We start from the raw sequence: 26,336 nt of genomic DNA, 5'->3' as shown, positions 1-26,336 counted from the left end.
ATATTAATAACTTAAGTCTTCTCCATTTGTTTCGATTACTTTCTTATACCAGTAGAATGAGTCTTTCGGTGTACGATTTAATGTACCATTACCTCTGTTATCTCTATCGACATAAATGAAACCATAACGTTTTTTCATTTCTCCAGTTCCTGCTGAAACGAGGTCAATACAGCCCCAAGAAGTATAACCTAATAGTTCAACACCATCATCTACCGCTTCAATCATTTGTTCTAAATGTTCGCTTAAATATTCAATACGATATTCATCATGTATTTTACCATCTTCAGTCACTTCATCTTTTGCACCTAACCCATTTTCAACGATAAACAATGGTTTTTGGTAACGGTCATAAATTTCATTCATTGTGACACGTAATCCAACAGGGTCAATTTGCCATCCCCAATCTGAAGCTTTTAAGTAAGGATTTTTTAATGAAGCGAACGCATTGCCCGCACCCTTTTCTTTATTCACTTCCGCGTCTCCACTTTCTAAACGGCTTGAATAATAAGAAAACGAAATGAAATCTACTGTATTTTCTTTGAGAATTTCAGCATCTCCTGGTTCTTGTTCTATTTCCACACCTAATTCTTCGAACATGCGTTTAGAATATGATGGATACTCTCCTCTAGATTGTACATCTATAAATATATACTGTTCTCTATTCTTCTTAAGTGCTGCTAACATATCATTTGGATGACAAGTATTTGGATATACTTCCCCAGCTGCTAACATACAACCAATTTGGAAATCAGGGTTAATCTCTTTACCTACTTTTGTAGCTAAACTTGAACCTATTAATAAATGATGTGCTGCCTGATATTTTATTTGTTCTGCTTTTTCTTGGTCTTCAATGATTAGACCCCCGCCTATATAAGGGATGTGTAAAATCATGTTAATTTCATTATGCGTTAACCAATACTTTACTTTATCTTTATAGCGGTTGAATACAACGCGACTATAATTAACAAAGAAGTCTATTGTTTTTCTGTTATACCAGCCACCATATTCTTCTGCTAAGTATAAGGGTGTGTCAAAGTGATTTAATGTAACTAAAGGTTCAATATCGTATTCTTTTAACTTATCAAATACTTTATCGTAGAAAGCTAAACCTTTCTCATTCGGTTCTTTTTCATCACCTTTTGGAAAAATTCTTGGCCATGAAATAGACATTCTTAATACTTTAAAGCCCATTTCTGCAAATAGTTTAATATCTTCTTCATAACGATGATAAAAGTCTATAGATTCATGACTTGGATAATAATCAAATGTTTCTTTTAGTCCACGTGCTGGATCGAATAAAGGTATTTTTCTATCATCACCTGCAGGTAACACATCTACTAAACTCAATCCTTTACCATCTACATCGTAAGCACCTTCACATTGGTTTTGTGCAATAGCGCCGCCCCATAAAAAATCTTTATTTAAACTCATTTTCCATTTCCTCCTTAAAATATCACTGTTAATACGTGACTACCTTGTTCTATTTCTTTATTATCTTCTAATAAGACATCTTTCGCTAAATTCGTATTTGTTACGACTACTGGAATAACTGTATCAAAACCTTCATCAGCAATCGCTTTTCTATCGAATTCAATTAATGGTTGTCCTACTTCAACTGTTTCACCTTGAGATACTAATGGTTTAAAATGTTTGCCTTCTAATTTAACCGTGTCAATACCAATATGAATTAACACTTCTGCACCATTATCCGATTTAAGACCAATCGCATGTCCTGTTGGGAATAAGCTTTCCACCACACCGTTAAACGGCGCTACCACAACATCACTGTCTGGTTGGATTGCAATACCTTTGCCCATCGCTAACGAAGAGAATACTGGATCATTAATTGTTGTTAAATCTAGAACATTACCTGTTACCGGCGCTTCTACTAATACATCATTTGCAATTCCTTCAGTAGAGGTTTCACCAGCTTCAGTTCCTTTTTCAATTTCTGCTTCATTCTTATCACTATGCGTTAAATAACCAATAATTAAGCCAAGAACAAGTGCAGCACCTGTAGCAATCAGTGACATCCAAAATGGTGAATCCAATCCATTTTCACCTATGAATGTTGTATATCCGAATACACCTAGACCACCCATAAAGTACATCTTAGTGCCCGCAAAACCTAACATACCACCTGTAATACCTGCAACGATACAGCTATAAATAAATGGTTTCTTTCTTGGTAATGTAATACCATAAATAGCTGGTTCAGTAACACCAAACAATCCTGAAATAAATGCTGGGATACTTAAAGATTTCAATTGTTGGTTTTTTGTTCTAAAGAACATGCCTAATACAATACCTGTTTGAGCAAATGATGCTGCAAATATAATAGGAATAATAACATCGTAACCAGAAGTTGAAATATTATTAATTGCAATTGCAACTAAGCCCCAATGCAAGCCAAAGATTACAAATACTTGCCAAAAGGCACCTAATAACAGTCCTGCTACTAATGGACTAAATCCATAAACACCTAATACACCTGCACCGATTAAGTTTGCCCCCCATGTTGATATTGGCCCAATAACAATAAATGTTAACGGTACAATTATAAGTAACGTGAAGAACGGAACTAAAAATGTTTTTACAACATCAGGAATAATTTTCTTCAAATATTTTTCTAGTTTTGATGCGAAGAATGCTGCAAATACAATTGGAATTACGCTAGTCGTATAAGTCATAGATATAACTGGGATACCTAGAAACGTCATCGCTGTTTCAGATTCAAAGAATGTACCACTAAATAACATTGTTGCACTTTCGTTACCTGCTGCCATTGCATCTACCAATGTAGGGTAAACGAGTGCAGCACCTAAAGCCATACCAATAAATTGGTTTCCACCAAACTTCTTAGCTGCTGTAAAACCTAAAAATATTGGGAAGAAGTAGAATAATGCATCCCCGATTGCAAACATTATTTGATAAGTTCCCGACTCTTCTTTCACCCATTCAAGGGTCATAAACAATGTAGCAAAACCTTTAATCATACCTGCTGCAGCTAACACACCTAAAATCGGTTGGAAGATGCCAGAGATTAAATCAATAAATCTATTAAATAAAGAAGTATCTTTATTTCCTTCACTACTCGATGGTCCATCACCTAAATTAGCTTCTTTTCTTACTGCTTCGTAAACATCTGGAACATGGTTTCCGATTACTATTTGATATTGTCCACCTGATTCCATAACTGTTACTATCCCGTCTTTATTCTTAAGATATTCAGTGTCTGCTTTTCCCGTATCTTTCAACTGAAATCTCAATCTTGTAATACAGTGTGTCAAAGAGATAATATTCTCTTTTCCACCAACTTTCTTTACAATATCATTTGCTAAAGCTTCGTATTTCATCCTTTTCCCCTCCATTTTGGCATAGAAAAAACCCAGAATAATACATACGAATCCCTATGTTCGTAATGCATTACTCTGGGTTTTGCCTACTTAAAGTTACAATCCCAAACAACAAATTTTGTCGTTTAAAGTAATTGTTTTATTAATTTAAATTAATTATAACGCTTACATTTTATTTGTCAACGCTTTCATGCAGATTTTAATAATCTTGCAATGTGCAATATGAGATAAACCCTTTCGTCATTTGATAATTCATGGTCATAATTTCTTTTTAAGAAAGCTCCAATTTTATCGACGCATCTGTTTGATTCACAATATTTTTTCTGTAACGTTTCTAATAGTGACGTATCCATTATCTCTTCTAAACTTTCAAAATTAATTAACCTTTGGCTAAAAAATTTTAAATGTGTTATAAAACGCGCATAGTTTAATTCTTCTTCTGATACATCCAAATTAAAATGATAACGCACAAGATTCACAATACTTTGTGTAATTTTCGTAATTTCATAAACATTAGCTATCGACTCATTCATATTTGCGTTTACAATATGCATCGCAATAAATCCCGCTTCATCTTTAGGTAACTCCAAATTAAAATGCTCTTTAATTTTTTCCAAACCTAATAAACCCATTTTGAATTCTTGAGGATATAACCTCTTAATCTCATATAACAATGGATTATTAATAATTGTTCCCTCTTTAAAACGTCTAATCGCATAATTAATATGATCTGTTAACGCAATATAAATAGATTCAGATAAAGGTTCCTTATATAATTTATTCGCTTCAACAATTATTTCCTGGGAAACAAGTAACACGTCGTCATCCAACTCTTTTATGAGCGTCAACATGCGCTCTTGTTCCTCACTTGTCATGCGAAATACTTTATCAATTTTATCCTTTTCAAGTACGTGGCCATTCTTTTTCCCGAAAGCAATACCAGCACCCATCACAATACGTTCTTCACCATTAATTACCGAAATAACTACGTTATTGTTTAATATTTTTGTTATTTTCATGACATTCACCCTTCTTAATAAATGCACTGAAGATTCAAATTACTTTAATTCCCTCTCTCATTATAACAACATTTTTTATTTCTGAAATAATATTTATTTTTTCATTTAATTTTTTATAACAAAAAAATAGAATTGATGACTAGCATCAATTCGATTTCAATTATTATACATGTTTAGTTTTAAAACGACGTGTATACTCTCTAAATGTAATAAAACATTTATTTTTTTCGTCGTATAATTTATATTTCAAAGATTCTAGACTATCTTTAATCGTGATTGTCGTCGCGTGTTGTAATGGTGGTGTCTTCTCGTGTGCTTGTTCTAATTGATAGTTTGGTATTCTTGGGCTTAAATGATGGACATGATGGTAACCAATATTACCTGTCATCCATTGAAAGACTTTAGGTAATTTATAGAATGAACTACCTTCAATCGCTGCTTTAACATAATCCCATTCAGATGATTCTTCAAAATATGCATCTTCAAATGTATGTTGAATGTAAAATAACCAAATACCCATCATACCTGCAATAAATAACATTGGTAATAAAACGAGCATAAATGGAACTGCTCCTACTAAGAAGAACATTCCAACGTAGAATAAAAGCAATACAATATTATGCATCCAAGTATTGCGCTTTTCCTTAGGTTTAGCATCTTTAGCATTCATTCTATTTGAAATAAGCATCAAGAATATTGGTCCTAATATAAACATTACAAACGGATGTCTATACATACGATATTTGAATTGAGTAAATTTAGATGCATCACGATATTCTTCAATTGTCATTACCCAAATATCACCAATACCACGTTTTTCTAAATTACCACTGCTTGTATGGTGAATGATATGTTCTCTACGCCATTTTTCATAAGGGAAAAATGTCATAAGACCAGTTATATTCCCTAATAAATCGTTGTTCTTTTTCTTACTTAAGAATGATCCATGACAGCAATCATGGAAAATTATAAATGTTCTAATTAAAAATCCTGAAGCTAACACACCACATAATATCGATAACGACCAATGTAATTGATAACTTAAAAATCCGCCAGTTACCAATAATACAAGTGGTATTATTGTATTTATAATTTGAATAGTACTTTTCTTTAGATTGTTGTTTTCAAACGGTTTGACCATTTTGCGAAGCAACTTCTTCTTTTCTTTTTCGATATTTTTCCACGTCCCTTTATTCAATAAATATAAGAATAGGAACTACTTTAAAGAGCTAAGCACTTCCATCTCTAGTTCTTATAATAAATCATAATATCAAGGTTTACAAACAATAGCCATTTAAAAATAAAAAAATATTAATACAAAAAATTGTTTTATTTTAATAATAATTTAGCACTTAGTCATAATAGTAGATGTAGAAGCTGTTGTTAAAGGATTTCGGTTATAAACAAAAAGGATTTCTCACTAGTTTTACTACTAATGATGAAATCCTTTTATGTTAAAAGTCATTATTTATTTTTTGTTCTGTTACCACATGATATCTTTTACAGTATCGTCATTTAATGCTTTAACAATTTCTGCAACAAGCTTCACAGCATTTAAGTAATCTTCTTTATGAAGTACAGAAACGTTAGAGTGCATATAACGTAATGGTACACCAATTGAGATAGTTGGTGTGCCTTCGTTTGCAACATGGATACTACCTGCGTCTGTTCCTCCGCCAATAATGTTATCCCATTGTACGTCTATATTTTTCTCTTTCGCTACATTTTTAATGAATTTTCTAAAGCCAACATGACCGATATTTGTACCATCCATTAATAATACAAGTGGTCCATTACCTAACTTCGTATCATGATCTTGACCCTTCATTCCAGGTGTATCGTAAGCAATACCTACGTCTACTGCAATTGATAAGTCTGGTTTAATTTTGTTAGCTGCTACTTTTGCTCCACGTAAACCTACTTCTTCTTGTACAGTTGCACCTGAAACAAGGTTAATACCTAATTCATCATTTTTTAGTTCATTTAATACATCAACACTTAAAGCACATCCAAAACGGTTATCAAATGCTTTTGCTGTTAAATAGTTTCCATCACCTAGCTCTTCAAATTCTGAATAAGGTGTTACCATATTACCTATTTCAACGCCTAATTTTTCAACCGCTTCTTTATCACCTACGCCTAAGTCGATGAACATATCTTTAATTTCTACTGGCTTTTTGCGTTCTTCGGGACTTAATACGTGAGGTGGTTTAGATCCAATAATACCTCTTAATTCTTTACCATCATCTGTAGTGACAGTCACTTTTTGAGATAACATAACTTGGTTCCACCAACCACCGATTGGCGTAAACTTAATATAACCATCGTCATCGATACGTGTTACCATAAATCCAATTTCGTCTAAATGACCTGCGATTAAAATTGTTTTAGATCCATCTTTAGCTTTCTTCTTCCCGAAAATACCACCTAAATTATCTTCTACAATTTCATCACTAACCGGTTCTAAATACTCGCGCATTTTAGATTTAACATTGTATTCATATCCAGAAATGCCATTAATGTCTGTTAATGTTTTTAATAATTTTACTGAATCAGCCATTTTACTTCCCCCTTAATATTTTTTCAACATTTCTATTTTATCATTCTCTTTAACAAAAGTGTTATGAGAAGGATTGATTTGATTGATTTTTCAGTTTTTTTAACAAATTATTTTCTGAATAATAAAATACACCCCAATGTTAAATTTCTCATCTAACTTTGAGGTGTATTAATCCATATAATTATTCTGTTTCAATAAATGTACTCTTATAAATTTCATTGTTCATTTCTTGCATTTTTCTTTCGACATTAGTAATTTCAGCTGAACATTCTTTTAGTTTGTCTTGGTATTGTTCTGTTGAAATATGTGTGTTTTTGTATCTAAGCTTATGTTCTAAACTTGCCCACATATCCATACCGATAGTTCTAATTTGAATTTCCACTGGCGTCACTTCTACCCTTTCAGCTAAAAATACTGGTATAGAAACTACTAAATGCAAACTTTTATAACCGTTTGGCTTAGGATTATTAATGTAATCTTTTCTTTTTAATAATTTAATATCTTCTTGTCTTAGTAGCAACTGTTCAATCGTATAAACATCCTCTAAATAATTGCACACTACACGAATACCCGCTATATCTTGTAAATTATCGCGAGCTGACTTTGCGTTCAATGGAAAACCTTTTCTCTTTAACTTTTTGACTACACTTGGGAATTCTTTAACCCTTTTTTCCATATGATGGATAGGATTATGTTTGTAAGCTACCTGAAATTCATCATCTAAAATTTTGAGCTTTGTACCAATTTCTTCTAAAGCCGAAGCGTAAGTATGTTGCAATTCAACAAAATTAAATAACTCTTCCATCGCTTGTTCCGTCGTTTGAGGCCTCTCAATTTCATTCAAATGATTTGTGAACTCTTTTTTCAACTCAGTTAAATTAATTGATGGTTTTCTTTCTATATACATAGATATTCTCCTTATATTTTTAAATAAAAATATATTTTCTTACTATTAATTATATCATTTAAAAATTTTACATCAAAGAATGAGAGGCTGAGTTCTATGATTATTTGGCTTAACGGAGCTTAGTTTTCACTAACAACAAGTTGTTTACCGTTTGTTATGAAGAGTTGGAAAGTTGAAGATAACTATAAACTTAAGAAAAACAAAGAGTATTGGGATAAAGATAATGTTGCACTTAAAGGTATTGATTACAGCGTTATTAAAGATGAACAAACAGCACTCAATTTATATAATAATGACAAAGTTGATACGACAGAATTAAGTTCACAAAATGTAAATTCAAATAAAGATAAAGAAGGCTTCGACACAAATCTAGAATCTGCAACTTACTATATACAAATAAACACACAGACAAATAAAGACCTTCAAAATAAAGATTTAAGAGCTGCAATTGCACAAGCGATTGATAAAAAAGCATATGTTAACAATAATTTAAACGATGGTTCAGCACCAATTGATACTTTTACACCTAAAGAAGTTTTTACAAATGACGAGAAACAAGATTATAACAAATTAGTTAACCCACCTTATTCTTATGATGTTAAAAAAGCACAAGCATCGTTAGAAAAAGCTAAAAAAGATTTAGGAAAAGATAAAATCAATATTGAATTTTTAACATTTGATCAAGACAATGCTAAAAGAGATGCAGAATATTTTAAAGAACAAGTTGAAAAACATCTACCTGGTGTTACGATGTCAATTAAGCAACAACCTAACAAACAAAAAATCGCTTTAACTAAAAAAGGTGACTATGATGTAGCTCTAACAGGATGGGGCCCAGACTATCCAGACCCTATGACATTTTTAGATTTATTCCTGAGCGAAACTACTAAAGGAGAAACGGGATACAATAACCCTAAGTACGATAAAATAATAAACGACGGTAAAACAACATTGCTTAAAGACCCAGATAAAAGATGGGATGAATTAGCAAATGCAGAAGAAATGTTGCTAGAAGATGCGATGGTCATACCACTTTATCAAAAAGGTAAAGCGAGATTAACAAAGAAAGAAGTAAATGGGCGTATTATTCATTACGTAGGGACAAAAGAATATAAACATGTAAAATTAGATCGATAGGACAATCAACTATGGACAATATTAAAAATCATATTTAACAAGTAATCTATTATATTAATATAAAACTTTTAAAGCATAAAGGGGACTTTTCAATGACAATTAAAAAAGCAATTTTGTTAGGTGCAGGTGATAGAGGGGGTCGAGTTTATGCGAATTTAATAAAGTCACTGCCTCACAAAATACAACTAGTAGGTGTAGCAGAACCTGTACTTGAACGAAGAGAAAGAATAAAGGGAAATCATGAACTTGATGATAACTTAGTACAGTAATCATGGAAAAGCTTACTCGATTTGAAACCAGATGCAGAAATTGCAATTATTTGCACACAAGATAAAGCACACTTTGAACCAACTATGAGGGCGTTGGAGTTAGGCTATCATGTATTACTTGAGAAGCCGATGTCTCCTAGTCCAGAAGAATGTATTAAAATGGTGGAAAAAGCTGATGAAATGAATAGAACATTAACGATATGTCACGTTTTAAGATATACTCCGTTTTGGGACAGAATTAAAAAAATTGTACAAAATGGTGATATCGGTGAGATTGCTTCCATTCAATTAAATGAAAATGTTGAATATATGCACATGTCTCATAGTTTTGTACGAGGTAATTGGAAGAATAAAGAAACATCGAGCCCAATGATATTGGCAAAATCATGTCATGATATGGATATTATCAGCTATATTATGGATAAAGACTGTAAAAGGATTAATTCTTTCGGATCACTCATGTACTTTAATGAAAATAACAAACCTGAAGGTGCACCGTTACGCTGTTTAGATGGTTGCCCAGTAGAGAATGAATGCCCATTCCATGCAGGACGTTATTATTTAGGTATCGGACGAGGTTGGGCGATGAAATTTACAGAAGAAAATTCTAATGAAGCAATTGTAGAAAGATTAAATCATACTGACTACGGTAAATGTGTGTTTCAATCAGATAATGACGTGGTTGACCACCAAGTCGTTAATATGGAATTCGAAAATGGTGCAACAGCAACGTTTAGCATGAGCGCATTTACAAGAGAGCAAACAAGAATTGTTCAAATAATGGGTACTAAAGGAGAAATTAGAGGGAATATGCAAACAAATGAAATAAGCATTTTCGACTTTTTAACAAGAGAAGAAAAAGTTGTTAAATTCCCTGAAGTGAGCAGTGGTCATGGTGGTGGCGACGAAGGAATTATAAGAGACTTTATTGACGCAATTAATGAGTCTGATGAAAAAGCTTCTAGATCAGTAGCTAGTAAGTCTTTAATTAGCCATTTAATGGCTTTTGCTACAGAAGAATCAAGATTAAATCAAGGTCAGTCAATCAATATAGACGAATATTATGAAAAACTATCTTCATTCTAAAACAAAAGGAGTGGGACAGAAATCTCATTTTATTAAAAAGATTTCGTAGTCCCACCCCGGCAAGGATGACTAGGTATGAAAAAAGCTTGTTATAAGCGCATTTTCATACCAGTCAGCTACTGCCAATACAAAAAGAGAGTCTAGGACAATTATTTATGTCCCAGACTCTTTTAAGATTTAAATTAATTATATCTAGTTCAAACTTTATTGAAAGGCTTATTTTAACAACCAATATATTATTTTAATATAGCAAGTAGATTTATTTTACTCCAACAACACGTATTCTTTTATAGTCAGCTATCCATGTTTCTCCATCATGTAAAACAGACTTTAAATTGTTTTCAGTATTTTTAATAATATTTTGTTTCGTATTTTCGTTCAAACTTTCAAATATTTCATTACTGAACATTTGAATCCAATTGTTTAACCCTTCTTCTCCTATTAAAGTTGTTGGTCTATCAAAATATTCGGCAAAAGTAACCGTGAATCCCATTCTCTCCATTAAAGTCGTGTATTCTCCAATACTAGGAAAATACCAAGGAAAGTGTTTACTATCATAATTTATGTTTTCTTCTTGAATTTGATGGATCACTTCATCAGTGATGGTTTGAACGTTATGTTTACCCCCAAACTCTGCAACAAATCGTCCGCCTGGTTTTAAAGATTTATAAATATTTTCCAAAGCTTTTTCAGGTTGTTTAATCCAGTGCATTGTAGCATTAGAGAATATCGCATCGAACGATTCTGAATAGCTAAAATCAATTATATCTTGTGTTGAAAAAGAAATATAAGGGTACTTTTCATTAGCTTGATTAACCATCTGATTTGATTTATCAATGCCGACAACGTTAGGACATTGTTGATAGATTTGATGAGCTAAATCCCCTGTCCCACAACCAAGATCTAGTATATTTTCATCATTTTGAGGTTTTAATAATTCAATTAAATTGTTACCATATTCAGAAACGAAAGAATGTTTTTTATCATATAAATCTGGGTTCCAATAGTCTTTATGTCCTTCATAATTATTTAGATTTTCCAAACTATACATCCTTTCTATAAAATTAAATTAGGAGTTTTTATGAGATATTACTAAAATTTTTATTATATTATTTATTTTTATTCATGACATTTAACTCAATAGAGATTATTTTAGGTAGAGAATTAGAAGTGGCAAAAAGTTTAATAGCTCCTTTAATTTTTTTAATTGTAATATTCGCCTTCAACACAAATACTAAAGATAATTCACACTAATATCGTATTACAATGAATGAAAGAGTCTGAGACAATTATTTATGTCTCAAACTCTTATAATAATCATTATATTTCTTGAAATAATTTTAAAAGACTACCTGAAACAACCCTTATTTAACAATTAATACTGGAACTGGGCTTCTTTTAGCAATTTTATGTGTAACGTCGCCTAAGACATGTTTAATATTCAAGCTAACTCTGTGGTTACTCATTATTACTAAATCGAAATCCCCACTTTCTATATCTCCCTTATTAATTTTTTCTAAAATTGTATCTTTAATAGGTCCAAATTCTATTTCTACTTTGTAACGGATACCTCTTTCATCTAACTCTTGTAAAAATGGCGCGAGTTGTTCTTCTTTTTCTTTAGCAATATCATTTGAGTGCTTATTATAATATTTAACGCTAGTTGCAAGATCATTTTCAGTTACAACATGATAAATGATGACTGTGGAGTCTTTATCTACTACTTTTTCTAATTGCGCTGGAATAGAACTAAAATCATTCCCGAAATCATAAGGTAATAAAACATTATTAAACATATTTACCAACCTCCATGTTTTTAGTACTAAAGTACCTCTTACTTATATAGTACCCTATATATACTTTTGTAAAAGAAAAATAAGCCTGTTTGGGAGTTTAGTATAAAGTAATTTTCTATTACTAAACTCTCAAACAGGTTTATGGTTAAAATTGTTATAAGTAAATTATAACTGTATTATTCTATTTCATAACCCTTATTACCTTTATAGTATTGTCTATCTTCTTTATTATAAACTTCTTCAGGTTTGAAAAACGGTTTAAGTTTATATTTGAATTGATGTAAGTTTAGGCCATCTATAGCAACACGGTCTTGATATATATCTTTGTTTGAAAGACTTGTAAAGTTATCTGGGCCAACACCCGCCATGTATTTGAATCCTGCCTCGTCTATCATATAATTATAGGAAGTAGAATTTCGATCTTGAGCTCCATGTGGGAAGATGAATAAGTCAGTTTTACCTACAATAGGTTCCACTTCTTTTTTCCATCTTTTTGTATCTTCAATAATTTGCTCATCTGAACTGTCTTCAAAATTAATATGACCATAGGAATGACTTGCGAATGTCCATCCATCTCTTTTCATTGAGTCAGCTACTTTTTTAGCTTGTTTTTTTCGTTGTTCATAATTCGTTTTTTCCAAATCATTTGTACGATAACCAAGTACTCCCTCATAACCTGTCAGACCAACAACGGCTTTTTGTCCTTTATATGAAAAATCAGGATGTTTTTTTACATAATCATTTAATAGTGGTACTGCATCGTTTGTTTTAGATTGTTCCATTTTCCCTTGGTCATTTTTCTTTTCAGCAACCGTTTCATTGTCTTTATTTAAAGTTAAACGTTCTGTGTAACCATTTCCTTGCATATATTCATAATAATTCATATCATCCATGGACATTATTAATGTTTTTTTCCCTTTAGGTAATTTAAGTTTTTTTCGTTTAACAGGCGTTGACTCTAAATCATAAGCATCATGTGGATTTATTAATATGTAGTTATTTTCATGAAGTTTTTCAATGGCTTTATTAAATTCATTTACTGTAACCATCCAATCATAATTCCCTTTTTCTTGTTGTTGATTATCTGTATAAGCTTTCTGTGGATCCGAGATGATAGGATGAAAAAAGACATGACTTACTTTACCATCATATTCTACTAAGTTTTTTTCATCTTTATGATGTCTTTTATCATATTTATTTTCTATTTTATTCTGGTGTTTATGCTCTTTTTTTCTTTTCTTTACATGCTGCTTCACGCTTTGGCACCCGCTAAGTATTAAAACGAGTGCGATTAAAAAAATAATACTTTTTCGCTTCATTTCTCTTCCCTCTTCTTTTGTAAAACCAACTTACTCTTTAAGTCAACGACCTTAAAAGTTTACTTTAACACTTTTTGTTTAAATGGTAAAAAGAGCGGAACACCATTTAATATTTCCACTTATTAAAGGTTATTACTTAAATTTTGTTTATTATTTCATTTATTAAAGAAACAAATATCTTTTTGCACTTTTCTGAATGTTTTACTAAAAGTGTTTAAATCCACTTTTGAAAGCGTTTTTATTTGCAGATATCGTAGGCATAGTATGCACTATTATTTCTCAAATCAACTATATAAAAGGGGTGGCATTTTGAAAAATGAAACTTATGTTGGCGGAAATAAATTACTTCTAGCCATTGTATTGTCGATTTTAACGTATTGGCTTTTTGCGCAATCATTTCTGAATATCGGCTCACTTGTACAACAAACGTACATGACTAATGATGCCATAATCAGTATTGCGGTTAGTTTGACATCACTGTTTACTGGGGTGTTTATGGTTGCAGCTGGTGGTACAGCAGATAAATATGGTCGCGTAAAAATTATGCGCGTAGGACTGATTTTAAATATCATCGGTTCTATTTTCGTAATTTCATCTGATTTGACGCCATTATTGCTAATAGGTAGAGGTATTCAAGGATTTTCAGCAGCTTGTTTAATGCCAGCAACAATTTCATTAATTAATACATATTATCATGGTAAAGAACGTCATAAAGCATTAAGTATGTGGTCTATAGGTTCATATGGTGGTACAGGACTTTCATCTGTATTTGCAGGCTTTCTTGCAGCATATATTGGATGGCAGTGGATTTTCATAGTATCCATTATTGTGACTGGTATTGTACTTATACTTATTAAGGATGTACCTGAAATTAAAGCCGACAGAAAGAATACGTCGAAATTTGATTTCTTAGGTTTATTATTATTTGTTATCAGTATGTTAAGTATTAATATAGTAATTACACAAAGTAGTGAAATTGGTTGGACAAGCCCTATCATTATTGTTTTACTATTTATATTCATCATTTCAGTGGTACTCTTTTATTTTTATGAAAAACATAAAAAAGATCCTTTAATTGATTTTTCACTATTTTCAAGCAGGTATTTCATCGGAACAGTGACATCTAACTTTTTATTAAATACTTCGATTGGCGCACTATCTTTATACAATCTTTTTACACAACAACATTTTCAAATATCCGGTTCTATTTCAGGATTAATCACCCTTCCATATATGTTTGGCGTACTCGCAACAATTAGAATTGGTGAGAAAATGATGGAACAATATGAAGCTAAGAAACCAATGAAAATGGGTTCACTAATCGTAACAGTAGGTATTTTATTACTATCGTTATCATTTTTACCACAAACACTATATATCATAGTTAGTTTAATAGGTTTCTTATGTTTCGGTATGGGACTCGGATTCTTCGCCACGCCTGCACTAAATACTGCTGTAGTTCACACACCTAAAGAAAAACTAGGCATTGCATCAGGTATTTATAAAATGGTCGCAACGATAGGAACTGCTTTCGGTATTACAATATTTACTACTGTTTATCTCGCTGTTGATGAGCAAGTATCTCGTACTATGGGTAGCTTTATTGCATTTCTTGTATGTACTTTATTTATGTTCTTATCATTTATTTCAACAAAATATATTATTCCAGATAAGGAATAAAAGTGTTAAGATTTTATATAATAAACAAAATTTTTAAGCATAAATATTATGAAACAAATAAAAGCGAGTCACTTTATAGTTTATAGAGTGTTAAATATCAGGAGGAGATTTAACGGTGAAATCAGTTCATATTTATCACTATGAAGCATTTAGTACAGAAGCTAATAAAGGTAACCCAGCTGGTGTTGTACTGGATACAGAGCACTTAACAACTAAAGAAATGCAAGAAATTGCTTCACATGTAGGGTTTAATGAAACTGCATTTCCAGTTAAATCTGATAAGGCAGACCTTAGAATACGCTTTTTTACGCCAGGTCACGAAATGGATCTTTGTGGTCATGCTACGATTGCGACAATGTATGCCTTAAAAACCAAAGGACTATTAAAAAATAAATCAAAACTTACAATAGAAACAAACGCAGGCATTTTAACTATTGGTATTAGCGTATCTGATGACAAAGTGTATATTACTATGCAACAAGCAACACCACAGTTTGAGACATTCACAGGTTCTAAAGAAGCTCTAGCGCATTCAATTGGTATAGAAAAAGAAGATATAGACGATAATTTTCCTGTTTTATACGGGAGTACTGGTGTTTGGACGCTTCTACTTCCAGTAAAGAGCCTTTATATTTGTAAGAAAATGAGTCCAAATAACCAAAGCTTTCCTTCTATATTAAAAGAAAAACCTAAAGCGTCTATTCACCCATTTTGTTTTGAAACTTATGACGCTAATGCTCATATGCATGCTCGACATTTCTCCTCGCCTTTCTCAGGAACAATAGAAGACCCAGTTACTGGAACAGCTTCTGGAGTGATGGGGAATTACTACGCTAAATATATAAATAACAATTTAGAAAACCCTCTAAACCTAGTCATTGAACAAGGTCAAGAAATTGGTAAGAATGGTAAAGTATTAGTAGAAGTGACTACTAATACAAATAACTATGACATAAAAATTATAGGAAATGCTGTTTATGTTAAAGATTTCAATATTACTTTAGGAAATAAATAAAAGATTACATAAATCGTTAGAAAAAAGAATAATTTTTCAATGAGATATTTCCTTAATAAGCTTGTTCGAAAAACGGTTACTGAGTTAAATAGTATAGTAAAATGAAATAGACACGTTCAAGATAGGAGGATTGCTTATTATGGAAAATGAAAATATTCTGATAAAACTAAAAGAACAAATAAAAACATTAACTAATTCAGAAAGAAAAGTAGCTAATTATATTATAAAAGAACCAACTGAAGTTATTTTTGACACGATTAACGAGTTATCAAAAAAAGTTGGCACAAGTACAACTACCATTATGAGGCTTGCTAGTAAAATGGGTTATTCTGGATATACTAAATTACAAAGAGACCTCCAGGAGGTCATAAAAGATGGCAAGGCTCCTCAATCAAGATTAACATCTAACTTAAAAAATATAGAAAAAGAAAATTTATGGATAGAAACTATAAATCATTACACCAGTCAATTAGCTCATATTACTAATCAAGTCGATGAAAGTACATTAGACAAAGCAGTTGATTTAATTGATAATGCTAGAAGTATATGTTGCACATGTGTAAGGAGTGGTCTTCCTGCTGGTCAATACCTTTCACAAAATGTAAATAGAATCAAAGGAAATTGCAACCTTATTATTGCAGATGTTTCTGATTGGATAGATGAAGTAGTTTCAATGGATGAAAACGATGTACTAGTAGCTATTAGTTATCCAAGATATGCCAAACGTATTAACGAATTTGTGAAAATAGCTAAAGAGAGAAACGTAAAAATCATTATAATAACAGACACATATTCATCTCCTTTAGTTGATTATGCTGATGTAATCATTCCTTGTGATTCTAATAGTCTAGCCTTTCATAATTCTCCTATACTATCTCTTATTGCAATTGATTATATTATTAATTCTTTAGCACTCAAAGAATCTAGAAAAAATTCAAATCGTTTAGACGCTATAGATCATACGTTAAAAAGACTCAATTATCATACTAATAAATAAAAATCTCCACATTCTAATTATTAAAGAATGTGGAGATTTTTTTCTAGAGAAACAATGTAAGGGTTTACATAATGAAGATTTAGTGATAGATTTGTAAATAATATTACATCAATGTTTTAAAAAGTAAAAAATATTACGAAAAGGTGGAGAAAGTATGAAAGTTAATGATGATCAAATTTTAGAAAGACTGAAACTATTAAGCTCTACTCTTCTAGCAGATAGTATGGATTATGAAAAAGTTATGAACTACGAAATAAAACCGGTTAACTACAAAAATATATTAGTTGGTCAGGCTAGAACAGTGTCTGTTTATCCCGGTGATAATCTTTATTTGCATCATGGTATTTACGAAGCCAATCCAGGAGAAATTTTAGTGGTTGAAGGAAAAGGTTCTACTGTTTCTGCTTATATAGGAAATTTGATGGCATCAGCAGCTGAAAAACTAGGAATAAAAGGAATTATTATAGACGGTCTAGTTCGCGATAAAAGTGATTTAGAAAATATGGATATACAAATTTATGCAACTGGTTTTACTCCTAAGGGCCCTAAAAAAAATGGTCCTGGATCGTTTGATGTACCTATACAATGCGGTGGAGTGATTGTTAATCCTTATGATTTTGTCATAGCTGACGAAGATGGTGTCACTGTTATTCCTTATCAAAATGCAGAAAAATATGTAGAAAAAGCTGAGAAAAAATTGCTGTATGAAGAAGAACGGCTCAAGAAGATTACCAGAACCGAAATCAATAACAACTCTGATAAACACTCTATCGAACCTTCATGGTTACGAGAAAGTATGCAAAATCAATAGGAGGATATACGATGAATATTGGATTTATAGGGTTTGGCGAAGTTGGTAATGAGATGTCTAAAGGATTAAGTAAATATAAAGTTGATAATATTTTTGCTTATGACCCTTTATTAATAGATAAAAGTCCAGAAAAACTATCGACAAACACAAAAATAACTTATTTTCAAAATGCCAAAGAATTATCAATACAATCTATGACTATATTATTTGTAGCCGTTCCTGCAACAAAAGCTATAGATGCATGGTCCGAAATAAAAGAATATATTAATAAAGATACTATTTTGGTTGATTTAACAACTGCTAGCGCAAATGAAAAAAACATGATTAATAAAATAATGAAAGATAGAAACTTAAATATACTAGATGCAGCAATATTGGGAGCACTTAAGGTTTATCAACACACAGTTCCCATTTTGGTAAGCGGTCAAAATGCTAATCATTTAGTAGATATAGCAGAAACCTTAGGAATGAATGTTACTAAATTAAATGAAAATGTTGGTGATGCAACAAACTTTAAATATATAAGAAGTATATTTACGAAAGGTTTATCAACTTTACTATATGAAGTCATGGAAACTGCTGAAAAATTGGATTTAGATCAAGAAATTTATAGTTCTATTACAAACACTATGGACAAAGATGATTTTGGAGAAATAATAAATAGATATATCAAAAGTAATGTAAAACATTCAAAACGTAGAGAAAAAGAAATGGAGAACGTAAGTGACTTTATGAAACAACATCATATTGAAACTTATATGACAGACGCAACTATTAGTAAGCTCAAGGATATTACACAAGCTGGGTTGGAAGAAAAATTAAGCGATACAAACTATAACTGGGTTGATGTCATAAAAACTTTTAATCGGTAATAAATCTTTTTTAAGGGGAGTTGTTTATGGGGATTTTAGCTTTATTAATTTTTGTTGCAATTTTAATAATTTGGAGCGTTATTTTAAAAAGAAATTTAGGAGAAGCATCGTTAATAGGATTTGTAGTCACCAGCCTTTTAGGAGGATCAAAAGCTCTTGATTTATTAGTTAATGGATTTTCTTTTGCCTCAACATTTTCAGTTTTATATGCAGCACTTGCATTTGTATTTATGGCATACATTATTGATAAGTTAGGTATCGTTGAAAAACTATTAGCGATTTTGAATTCAATGGTTGGTAAAATTCCTGGTGCTCCAGCTTACATGGATGCTATGGGTTCAGTGGCATTAGGTACATTATCAGGTGGTGATTCTGGTAACACAGCAGCGACTGGTTCTATTACAGGCCCATGGATGTTAAAAAATAAATGGAACAAAGAAATTGCTGCATCTGTAATGGTTGGTAACGGGGGAATGGCATCTGTATTTCCGCCCACAACATCTATGTTTATTATACTTGGATTTGCTCCGGTTGCAGCTGCAGTTGGTGTCGGTGAATTTTATATCGCCTTATTTGTAGCATCACTTTATCAACTTGCTCATAGATTAATAATGATATGGTTCTTTGTAAAAAAACAAAATATAAAAGCTTTTTCTATTGAAGAACTAGAACCATTAAGTAGTTCATTTAAAAGAGGTTGGAGTTCATTGTTATTGTATATTGGAGCCATCATTCCTTTAATTATAACTATAGGTCCATTAGGAAAGAAACTTGCCAGTATACCTTCAATAGGAGAAAAATCTTTAGACAGTATTGATATAGTAGTTTGGATACCAACATTAATGATCACTATAGCTTTTATATTAGGTAGAAAAAATTTACCTAAATCTATACCTGAGTTAATGAAATTCACACAATCAGCTATTCCAAGATTCACTACTATCGGTGCATTGATTTTCTTCGCAGTAGCAGCTAGTGAAGTATTAACAAAATTAGGTTTGTCGGATAATATTGCCTCTCTTATAGAAAGCGCAAATGCTCCAGCCTGGTTAACATTATTACTAATAGGTATTGGTATAACCATTATCGCAGGGCCATTAACTTCAACTGGAACACTTACAGCAGTGGGACTTGTTTCATATCAAATTTTAATTTCAAGTGGTTTCTCACCATTAATTTCTGCAGTAGCAGTTATGACCTTTGCTTCTACATCAGCTCAAATGCCTCCAGCCTCTGGTTCGATTTATATAGCTTCTGGTATTGTTGGTGCAAAACCTGAGAAGACATTTGGTATGCTAATCATACTTTATGGTATTCCTGTAATTTTAATTGGATGGCTTATTGGTATGGGCATTTTACCAATTTGGGGAGGGTAAAATAAATGGAAAAATTTCTAGAAAAAATATTTGTAATATTCTTATTCCTTTCAATTTTAACAGCTCTAATTATGGTCTTTTTACAAATGGTAGGCTTAATTATTGGTAATGGTGAATTTATTATTAAAGTAAATGATATCTTGTTAACACCTTCAATTATTTTAGCATCAATATTTGCAGGCATTGCTTTTATACTTGGTTACTTTCCAAAATATAAAGATAATAATTAGCAGTTTCATCTATTGATAGTATAAAAGCTTTGTCCATCAATTCATGCATTTAAAAATAAATGCACTTATAATAACAAGGTACAAAAAGACACGAGAATGATTACTTTCTCGTGTCTTACTTATATTCTTCGCAAATAAAGTTATTTGTTGTATTAATATTTACATTTAGCCTATTCCAGTAGTCTTTCTAAGTATTCTTCTGTTGCCTTCTGCAATATTTTATAAAATTACATACGTAAAGTATTGTCATTAAAAGAAATGGAATTGTAATGATAAAAGTATTTAAACTACTAATGTTAGAAACCCATAAAAATAAAGATAACATCAATACATAACTAAGAATTACTACAAAAAATATAGGCCAACTAAACAACTTTCTATTATCCACACTTAACACCTCTGAATGAACTTTTTCTAATACTCATCTTTCAAATTATATTTATTTTTATAATAACAAATCGTAAGACATGACGAAATTTATTTTTAATACACAAAATCAAAATATAACATTTGTAATTTTTCATTATAAATTTAATTTGACAATTGTAAGCGCTTCCTTTATTATTTTGATAACCTTATGAATACGTATGCATTAATTCTAAGGATACGATAATTATTGTTAAAAATAATGATTGTTACTATACTTCATCTCGTTATAGAAAGAAGGATTGGTAATGCGTAAAAAAATATCTTCTGACCAAATTGCTGAATTAGCGCAAGTTTCTCAATCAACAGTGTCTAGAGCGTTCGACCCTGATTCCAATGTTTCTGCTAAAACAAGAAAAAAAGTTTTAGATATTGCTAATGAATTTAATTATAAGCCTAATGCATTAGCTCGTGGATTAATCACTAATAAATCAAAATTGATTGGAATAGCTATGAAAGAAAAACAAAACCCTTTTTACTATGAAGTATTATCTTTATTCACACAAAAATTAAAAGATCATGGATTCTCTGTGTTATTTGTCCACACTGAAAATGAAGAAATACAGCAAGAAGAAATCGCTAAATTTTGGGAGTATAACGTAGAAGCAATTATTGTCACAGATGCTTTTCTCTCATCAGATTTGGTTAAGAAATTAAAAAATGCAAACATCCCAGTCATTCTGTTTAATAGAGAGAATGAAGATTTACAATGTAATACCGTTTCTAGTGATAATATCTATGCTTCTCAATCAATAGCAAAGTATTTTTATAATAAAAAGCATAAAAAAATTTTATATGTTTCGGGTAACCATAACACTTCTACTAACAGAGATAGATTTTATGGTTTTAATAGCTTTTTTAAACAAAAAAATGAAGAAATTGAAGTTATTAAAGGAGATTATACTTTCGAAACTGCTTATCAACTAACGTTAGATTATTTGAAAGCTGGCAATATTCCAGACGCAATATTTGGAGCTAATGATATCACGGCTCTTGGTGTACTAGAAGCAGTAAAAGAGATAGGCCTTAATATTCCAGATGAGGTTGAAATAATTGGTTTTGATGATATTAAAATGGCTTCTTGGCCAAATTATCAATTAACAACTTGGTCCCAACCATTAGAAACGATGGTTAATGAAACTATAAAAATTTTATTAAAAGGAGACTTAAACACAAACAGACGTATCAAGATTAAAGGTAACTTCAAGTTTAGAAGTACAACTTCAAATTAAATTAAAGAAATTTTTTCATAAGTGTAATTTAAGAAATGTTTGAATGTAACCAATTTAAAGTAGAAAAATTAGAATATATATTATTTCACAAATTTCATACATAAGTATGTGAAGCTATCTAAGGAGGAACCGTTATGAATGTTATCAAACGTTTTGGAAGCGCCATGATTGTCCCTGTACTCACATTTGCTTTTTTCGGTATAGTATTAGGTGTTTCTACTGTATTTTTAAACCCAACAATTATGGGAAGTCTTGCTGAAGAAGGAACAGCTTGGTTTAAAGCATGGTCTGTTATTGAAGCAGGTGGATGGACTGTGTTTGATCATATGGAATTAATTTTTGCTGTTGGATTACCTATTTCCTTAGCCAAAAAAGCCCCTGCTCATGCAACTTTAGCAGCTTTAATAGGCTATTTTATGTTTAACACATTTATAAACATTATCTTAACAGAATGGCCTCACACATTTGGTGCAAACTTAGAAAAAGGTGTTGAGAATGTTACTGGTATGAAAGCCATTGGAGGCATTGAAACACTAGATACGAATATATTAGGTGCTATTATTATTTCTAGTATTATTACGTGGATACATAATAGATATTATGGCAAAAAACTACCTGAAATGTTAGAAGTATTCCAAGGATTAACATTTGTTGTTTCAATTTCTTTTTTCGTTACTTTAGTAGCAGCAATTATAACTTGTATTATTTGGCCTACCATACAAGATGGAATCTCTTCAGTACAAGGTTATATTATAGGTTCTGGATACATTGGTGTTTGGCTATACCATTTCTTAGAACGTGTTCTAATACCTACAGGATTGCATCACTTCATTTGGACACCAATAGATATGGGTCCTGTAGTAATAAACCAAGGTTTAAAAGCGTATTGGTTTGAGCATGTAAGTGAATTTGCGAACAGCTCAAAGTCATTAAAAGAACAATTTCCATATGGTTTCATGTTACAAGGAAATGCGAAAATATTTAGCTCTATTGGTATTGCATTAGCAATGTACTTTACAACACCACAAGAAAATAGAAAAAAAGTAGCAGCATTATTAATCCCCGCAACATTAACAGCAGTAGTTGCAGGAATTACAGAACCATTAGAGTTCACTTTCCTATTTATCGCACCATACTTGTTTGTATTACATGCTGTTCTAACAGCAACTATGGCATTAATAATGTACAGTGTAGGTATCGTCGGACACTTTGGCGGGGGCCTAATTGATTTTGTCGCTACAAATTGGATTCCATTAGGCGCTAATTATTGGTCACTTTATGTTCTCCAAGTAATCATAGGCCTTAGCTTTACAGGTATTTATTTTGTTTTATTTAGATATTTAATATTAAAATTTGATATCCCCCTTCCAGGGCGTGAAAAGAAAGCAGAAAATATTAAACTATATAGCAAAAAAGACTATAAAGAGAGTAAACAATCCTCAAACAGTAAAAAAGAGAAAAATATACCAACAGGGAATGAATTTAAAGATAAAGCATACTATTACTTAGACGGACTAGGTGGTAAAGAAAATATAAAAGACGTTACAAATTGCGCTACCCGACTACGTTTAACAGTTAACGATGAAAATAAAGTATCAGATAACGATTATTTCTTACAAGATAGAATGGCACATGGTTTAGTTAAAAGTGGTAAAAGCATACAGGTGATTGTCGGATTATCAGTACCACAAGTAAGAGAAGAATTCGAAAGCATCATTCAGGATAATTAAGAGTGGTGAGTAATAAATAGCATATCTGGTTATGAAATGCTGATGATAGTACTTACAGTTATTGGTTTAGTATTAATTAGTAATTATAACCATAAAAAATAACCATCTAGCGTAAACTTTGACGAAGTAACTAGAGGTTATTTTTATAATAAATTAGAGTTATAAGTCACCGTCTTTTTAACGGGCTCTTTGGGCAACATGTTCGCGCATGTTGTCCTTCTTTATTTTTACACTTAAATAATATCATGATTTTACACAATTTGTCTATTTCTGAAAGATAATTTCAGTATATATTATAGGAAATTAATCAAGAGTCACCTCCTAATTTTTGGTATAATATCATTTAGCAAATTGGATAGATGTTGGCTATCTCAGTATAAAGTGAGGTGATGCGTATGTACGTATCTACAAAATCTTTAGAAAGGAGAAGCCTTTTGTGGTAACGTTTGTTGATGTCTTACATCTCATGTTTAGTTTTGGTATGTTTATACTGGCTTTCATAAGTGTAGTCATCGCAATTATTAAATTAGACCATAAAAAATAACCATCCAACTTTGACCGGTTAATGGTTATTTTTAATCAATTTTAACTAAGTCACCGTCTTTTTAACGGGCTCTTCGGACAGCATGTTCATGCATGTTGTCCTTTATATACATTTATATTATACCATGATTTTACATATTTCGTCTATTTCTGAAGTTGCTATATTTTATAAATTCTTGTAGCTTATTTATGAAATTGCTGACTTATTACTCAATAAATTTAAGATCTAAAGAATCTATGTTTTCTATAACTTTTTTAAAGTCTAATGAATTAGGTAGGTTTGGGAAAGTATTATGTTCATATGGCTCTCCTAGGGTTCTGAAAAACGGTTCAAATAAACCTGGTACTAATAAACCTATCATTTTTGTATAGTGTGCATCTAGTCGATATGAATGAATAGTTTCGGCTGGTGCATGTAAAAAATCTCCAGGATATAATGTGACTTTTTCATTTTGATTGCCTACCCACATTGTTACTTTACCCTCAAAACAATAAAATGTTTCAGTATGTTTTTCATGGTAATGTGGAACAATAGGATCGCCAATTGGTCCTTCTGAAGAAACGACTATGTATCTATCGTTAGTGTCTTTTTGTGTAGTTATTATTGAATGCAATTGATCTCCTGTTAAAAGATTTTCTCCTTCACCCGACCGCCAATAAGTGATTTCTTCATTACTGATATTGTTAAAAGTAAATTCTATATCATAATTATATTCTAATTCTTGTTTATTAAGTGAATAAGTTTCTTCTATATATGATGGGTGTTTAGAATGATTATATGGTACTCCTAAAGCTTTATATATGTCTACTGCACTTCCATTAACGACGTATGATAAAATTTTTGTTCTATGAGCTTTCATAACATATTTATGTACTATACCAGGTGGAATAAGAATATAATCTCCTCGAGTTAAAGTGATTATATCTTTTTCTAATTGTATATCAACAACGCCTTCAGTCACCAATAGTGATTCATACATATTTTTATGAAGATGCATAGGAAAGCTTTCATTCATAGCACCAGTTATTGTAATAACTTCGAACAAGTTTCCTGTACTTTGGTTTGTAGCAATGATTGAATAAACCTGTTTATTCCAAATATAATGATCACCTTCCCCATTTTCAATCACATAAGGTGTTTTGTCTTTAGGTAATTCATTTTTTAGTATATTCACTCTTGTTCCTCCTATTTTATGATATTATTTTTTAAGATTCTGCCTAACTGAATACATACTTTTACTAATATAGATTTAACCACGCTCTAAAAATCAAAAAAGCCAATCGTTATAAACGAATGACTTTTGTGATTTTGTTTCAATTATATTTATTATTCATCAGTGTACCGCTTCGAAAGTTTTTCTTTATGAGCGTTAAACACTTCTTCTAAAGAAATATCATATTTGTTAGCAATCACTATAACGTTACCTAATACGTCTCCCAATTCTTCTATCAAATCATTTTTGTTGTTCATAAATGTATCCGTTATTTCATCTGGTCTATCTCTCCCTATTTCAAGAGCTCTTATAGATCTCGCTACTTCCCCAGTTTCTTCAGCTAAAAAACCTATACGTATAAAAATATCTAAATCTGACCATCCTCTATCTTCATAATAATCATTTACCCAATTTTGAAATTCAGTTATATTCATTCCTCACCACTCCTTAAATTTGCTACTATAAATTTTAGCAAACTAGTAAGAGTTTTGTTTATTTTTCTAAATAAATAACGAAATTTAAATTATATTTTTAAGTATCTTACCTTTGTTTTATTTATGATGGATAAATGACTAATGAGTAGTGTCTCTATCGGGCAAGACATTTTAAACAAGCTCGTTACATTTTCTAACGGGCAAGAGTTTGATAACATGCACGTTAGACCTGTATTCAGAATATGTCCATATAATTGTGTAATAAAAAAAGAGCCAAATATAGCTCACTTTAGTACAATGTAATCGACTAAGAAAATATTGTAGAGG

General features: G+C 31.2%; 22 protein-coding genes and 1 pseudogene. 12 read left to right on the top strand and 11 right to left on the bottom strand.

What is annotated here, in order from left to right:
* Positions 1–3: 3 nt before the first annotated feature.
* From LQ682_RS12775 to LQ682_RS12750, 6 genes are all read right to left on the bottom strand, one after another.
* Positions 4–1,431 carry a 6-phospho-beta-glucosidase gene (locus tag LQ682_RS12775; protein WP_218729435.1) on the bottom strand — a complete coding sequence of 476 codons (1,428 nt, stop codon included), beginning with the start codon at positions 1,429–1,431 and terminating at the stop codon, positions 4–6.
* Positions 1,432–1,445: 14 nt separating this feature from the next.
* A complete protein-coding gene (locus LQ682_RS12770) occupies positions 1,446–3,356 on the bottom strand; it encodes a beta-glucoside-specific PTS transporter subunit IIABC (RefSeq protein ID WP_218729434.1) in 1,911 nt (636 codons plus the stop codon).
* A 188-nt stretch (positions 3,357–3,544) separates the two neighbouring features.
* The gene (gene licT / locus LQ682_RS12765; protein WP_070045769.1) at positions 3,545–4,375 is read right to left on the bottom strand and encodes a BglG family transcription antiterminator LicT; all 831 of its coding nucleotides are present in this window, start codon (positions 4,373–4,375) and stop codon (positions 3,545–3,547) included.
* Between the two features lie 163 nt (positions 4,376–4,538).
* Positions 4,539–5,516, bottom strand: coding sequence for a Delta(5) desaturase DesA (gene desA / locus LQ682_RS12760; RefSeq protein ID WP_017001094.1), 978 nt, complete (start codon positions 5,514–5,516; stop codon positions 4,539–4,541).
* Positions 5,517–5,858: 342 nt separating this feature from the next.
* On the bottom strand, positions 5,859–6,935 hold the full coding sequence (locus tag LQ682_RS12755; RefSeq protein WP_239705539.1) for a M42 family metallopeptidase: 1,077 nt from the start codon (positions 6,933–6,935) through the stop codon (positions 5,859–5,861).
* Between the two features lie 181 nt (positions 6,936–7,116).
* Complete coding sequence (locus LQ682_RS12750; RefSeq protein ID WP_017001096.1) at positions 7,117–7,842, bottom strand: GTP pyrophosphokinase; 726 nt, start codon at positions 7,840–7,842, stop codon at positions 7,117–7,119.
* A gap of 156 nt (positions 7,843–7,998) precedes the next feature.
* Between LQ682_RS12750 and LQ682_RS12745 the strand changes: the two genes are divergently transcribed.
* Entirely contained in the window at positions 7,999–8,979 is a 981-nt protein-coding gene (locus tag LQ682_RS12745) for a peptide ABC transporter substrate-binding protein (protein ID WP_147641156.1), read from the top strand.
* Positions 8,980–9,071: 92 nt separating this feature from the next.
* Positions 9,072–10,334 (top strand): annotated as a pseudogene (locus LQ682_RS12740) (Gfo/Idh/MocA family oxidoreductase).
* A 259-nt stretch (positions 10,335–10,593) separates the two neighbouring features.
* On the opposite strand, the gene LQ682_RS12735 reads toward LQ682_RS12740, so the two are convergent.
* The 3 genes from LQ682_RS12735 to LQ682_RS12725 all read right to left on the bottom strand — a co-directional run bounded on the left by LQ682_RS12735 (position 10,594) and on the right by LQ682_RS12725 (position 13,449).
* Positions 10,594–11,385: a class I SAM-dependent methyltransferase gene (locus tag LQ682_RS12735; RefSeq protein ID WP_239724511.1), complete on the bottom strand. Its 792-nt coding sequence runs from the start codon at positions 11,383–11,385 to the stop codon at positions 10,594–10,596.
* Between the two features lie 313 nt (positions 11,386–11,698).
* Positions 11,699–12,130 (bottom strand): universal stress protein, encoded by a 432-nt coding sequence (locus LQ682_RS12730; RefSeq protein WP_016999364.1) that lies wholly within the window; start codon positions 12,128–12,130, stop codon positions 11,699–11,701.
* A gap of 176 nt (positions 12,131–12,306) precedes the next feature.
* Positions 12,307–13,449: a polysaccharide deacetylase family protein gene (locus LQ682_RS12725; protein ID WP_239705542.1), complete on the bottom strand. Its 1,143-nt coding sequence runs from the start codon at positions 13,447–13,449 to the stop codon at positions 12,307–12,309.
* A gap of 264 nt (positions 13,450–13,713) precedes the next feature.
* On the opposite strand from LQ682_RS12725, the gene LQ682_RS12720 reads away from it, so the two are divergent.
* The 10 genes from LQ682_RS12720 (at position 13,714) to LQ682_RS12675 (ending at position 24,362) form a co-directional block, all read left to right on the top strand.
* Complete coding sequence (locus LQ682_RS12720) at positions 13,714–15,129, top strand: MFS transporter (protein WP_239705545.1); 1,416 nt, start codon at positions 13,714–13,716, stop codon at positions 15,127–15,129.
* Between the two features lie 115 nt (positions 15,130–15,244).
* Positions 15,245–16,144, top strand: coding sequence for a PhzF family phenazine biosynthesis isomerase (locus LQ682_RS12715; RefSeq protein ID WP_239705547.1), 900 nt, complete (start codon positions 15,245–15,247; stop codon positions 16,142–16,144).
* Positions 16,145–16,283: 139 nt separating this feature from the next.
* Positions 16,284–17,141, top strand: coding sequence for a MurR/RpiR family transcriptional regulator (locus tag LQ682_RS12710; RefSeq protein WP_239705549.1), 858 nt, complete (start codon positions 16,284–16,286; stop codon positions 17,139–17,141).
* 154 nt (positions 17,142–17,295) lie between these two features.
* The gene (locus LQ682_RS12705) at positions 17,296–17,952 is read left to right on the top strand and encodes an RraA family protein (protein WP_239705550.1); all 657 of its coding nucleotides are present in this window, start codon (positions 17,296–17,298) and stop codon (positions 17,950–17,952) included.
* 11 nt (positions 17,953–17,963) lie between these two features.
* Complete coding sequence (locus LQ682_RS12700; RefSeq protein ID WP_239705552.1) at positions 17,964–18,824, top strand: NAD(P)-binding domain-containing protein; 861 nt, start codon at positions 17,964–17,966, stop codon at positions 18,822–18,824.
* A gap of 26 nt (positions 18,825–18,850) precedes the next feature.
* Complete coding sequence (locus tag LQ682_RS12695; protein WP_239705553.1) at positions 18,851–20,200, top strand: TRAP transporter large permease subunit; 1,350 nt, start codon at positions 18,851–18,853, stop codon at positions 20,198–20,200.
* A gap of 5 nt (positions 20,201–20,205) precedes the next feature.
* Positions 20,206–20,430, top strand: a complete 225-nt coding sequence (locus tag LQ682_RS12690) for a hypothetical protein (protein WP_147641164.1) — start codon at positions 20,206–20,208, stop codon at positions 20,428–20,430.
* Positions 20,431–21,104: 674 nt separating this feature from the next.
* A complete protein-coding gene (locus LQ682_RS12685) occupies positions 21,105–22,088 on the top strand; it encodes a LacI family DNA-binding transcriptional regulator (RefSeq protein ID WP_016999362.1) in 984 nt (327 codons plus the stop codon).
* A 134-nt stretch (positions 22,089–22,222) separates the two neighbouring features.
* Positions 22,223–23,818: an alpha-glucoside-specific PTS transporter subunit IIBC gene (locus LQ682_RS12680; protein WP_147641166.1), complete on the top strand. Its 1,596-nt coding sequence runs from the start codon at positions 22,223–22,225 to the stop codon at positions 23,816–23,818.
* 436 nt (positions 23,819–24,254) lie between these two features.
* Positions 24,255–24,362 (top strand): putative holin-like toxin, encoded by a 108-nt coding sequence (locus LQ682_RS12675; RefSeq protein WP_239705558.1) that lies wholly within the window; start codon positions 24,255–24,257, stop codon positions 24,360–24,362.
* A 205-nt stretch (positions 24,363–24,567) separates the two neighbouring features.
* Here LQ682_RS12675 and LQ682_RS12670 read toward each other — a convergent pair whose 3' ends face one another.
* Both LQ682_RS12670 and LQ682_RS12665 read right to left on the bottom strand, forming a co-directional pair.
* Positions 24,568–25,536, bottom strand: a complete 969-nt coding sequence (locus tag LQ682_RS12670; RefSeq protein WP_239705560.1) for a quercetin 2,3-dioxygenase — start codon at positions 25,534–25,536, stop codon at positions 24,568–24,570.
* A 152-nt stretch (positions 25,537–25,688) separates the two neighbouring features.
* Positions 25,689–26,009 carry a MazG nucleotide pyrophosphohydrolase domain-containing protein gene (locus tag LQ682_RS12665; protein WP_239705562.1) on the bottom strand — a complete coding sequence of 107 codons (321 nt, stop codon included), beginning with the start codon at positions 26,007–26,009 and terminating at the stop codon, positions 25,689–25,691.
* Positions 26,010–26,336: the final 327 nt, after the last annotated feature.

The organism is Mammaliicoccus sp. A-M4 (genome assembly GCF_022386955.1).
GTDB lineage: Bacteria > Bacillota > Bacilli > Staphylococcales > Staphylococcaceae > Mammaliicoccus > Mammaliicoccus lentus.
Note: the sequence above shows the minus strand (reverse complement) of the source record. Positions and strands in the feature narration are given on the sequence as shown.

Coding starts and splice junctions, on each gene's coding strand:
- LQ682_RS12775 (WP_218729435.1), bottom strand. CDS start 1,431: ATGAGTTTAAATAAAGATTTTTTATGGGGCGGCGCTATTGCACAAAAC.
- LQ682_RS12770 (WP_218729434.1), bottom strand. CDS start 3,356: ATGAAATACGAAGCTTTAGCAAATGATATTGTAAAGAAAGTTGGTGGA.
- licT (WP_070045769.1), bottom strand. CDS start 4,375: ATGAAAATAACAAAAATATTAAACAATAACGTAGTTATTTCGGTAATT.
- desA (WP_017001094.1), bottom strand. CDS start 5,516: ATGGTCAAACCGTTTGAAAACAACAATCTAAAGAAAAGTACTATTCAA.
- LQ682_RS12755 (WP_239705539.1), bottom strand. CDS start 6,935: ATGGCTGATTCAGTAAAATTATTAAAAACATTAACAGACATTAATGGC.
- LQ682_RS12750 (WP_017001096.1), bottom strand. CDS start 7,842: ATGTATATAGAAAGAAAACCATCAATTAATTTAACTGAGTTGAAAAAA.
- LQ682_RS12745 (WP_147641156.1), top strand. CDS start 7,999: ATGAAGAGTTGGAAAGTTGAAGATAACTATAAACTTAAGAAAAACAAA.
- LQ682_RS12735 (WP_239724511.1), bottom strand. CDS start 11,385: ATGTATAGTTTGGAAAATCTAAATAATTATGAAGGACATAAAGACTAT.
- LQ682_RS12730 (WP_016999364.1), bottom strand. CDS start 12,130: ATGTTTAATAATGTTTTATTACCTTATGATTTCGGGAATGATTTTAGT.
- LQ682_RS12725 (WP_239705542.1), bottom strand. CDS start 13,449: ATGAAGCGAAAAAGTATTATTTTTTTAATCGCACTCGTTTTAATACTT.
- LQ682_RS12720 (WP_239705545.1), top strand. CDS start 13,714: ATGCACTATTATTTCTCAAATCAACTATATAAAAGGGGTGGCATTTTG.
- LQ682_RS12710 (WP_239705549.1), top strand. CDS start 16,284: ATGGAAAATGAAAATATTCTGATAAAACTAAAAGAACAAATAAAAACA.
- LQ682_RS12705 (WP_239705550.1), top strand. CDS start 17,296: ATGAAAGTTAATGATGATCAAATTTTAGAAAGACTGAAACTATTAAGC.
- LQ682_RS12700 (WP_239705552.1), top strand. CDS start 17,964: ATGAATATTGGATTTATAGGGTTTGGCGAAGTTGGTAATGAGATGTCT.
- LQ682_RS12695 (WP_239705553.1), top strand. CDS start 18,851: ATGGGGATTTTAGCTTTATTAATTTTTGTTGCAATTTTAATAATTTGG.
- LQ682_RS12690 (WP_147641164.1), top strand. CDS start 20,206: ATGGAAAAATTTCTAGAAAAAATATTTGTAATATTCTTATTCCTTTCA.
- LQ682_RS12685 (WP_016999362.1), top strand. CDS start 21,105: ATGCGTAAAAAAATATCTTCTGACCAAATTGCTGAATTAGCGCAAGTT.
- LQ682_RS12680 (WP_147641166.1), top strand. CDS start 22,223: ATGAATGTTATCAAACGTTTTGGAAGCGCCATGATTGTCCCTGTACTC.
- LQ682_RS12665 (WP_239705562.1), bottom strand. CDS start 26,009: ATGAATATAACTGAATTTCAAAATTGGGTAAATGATTATTATGAAGAT.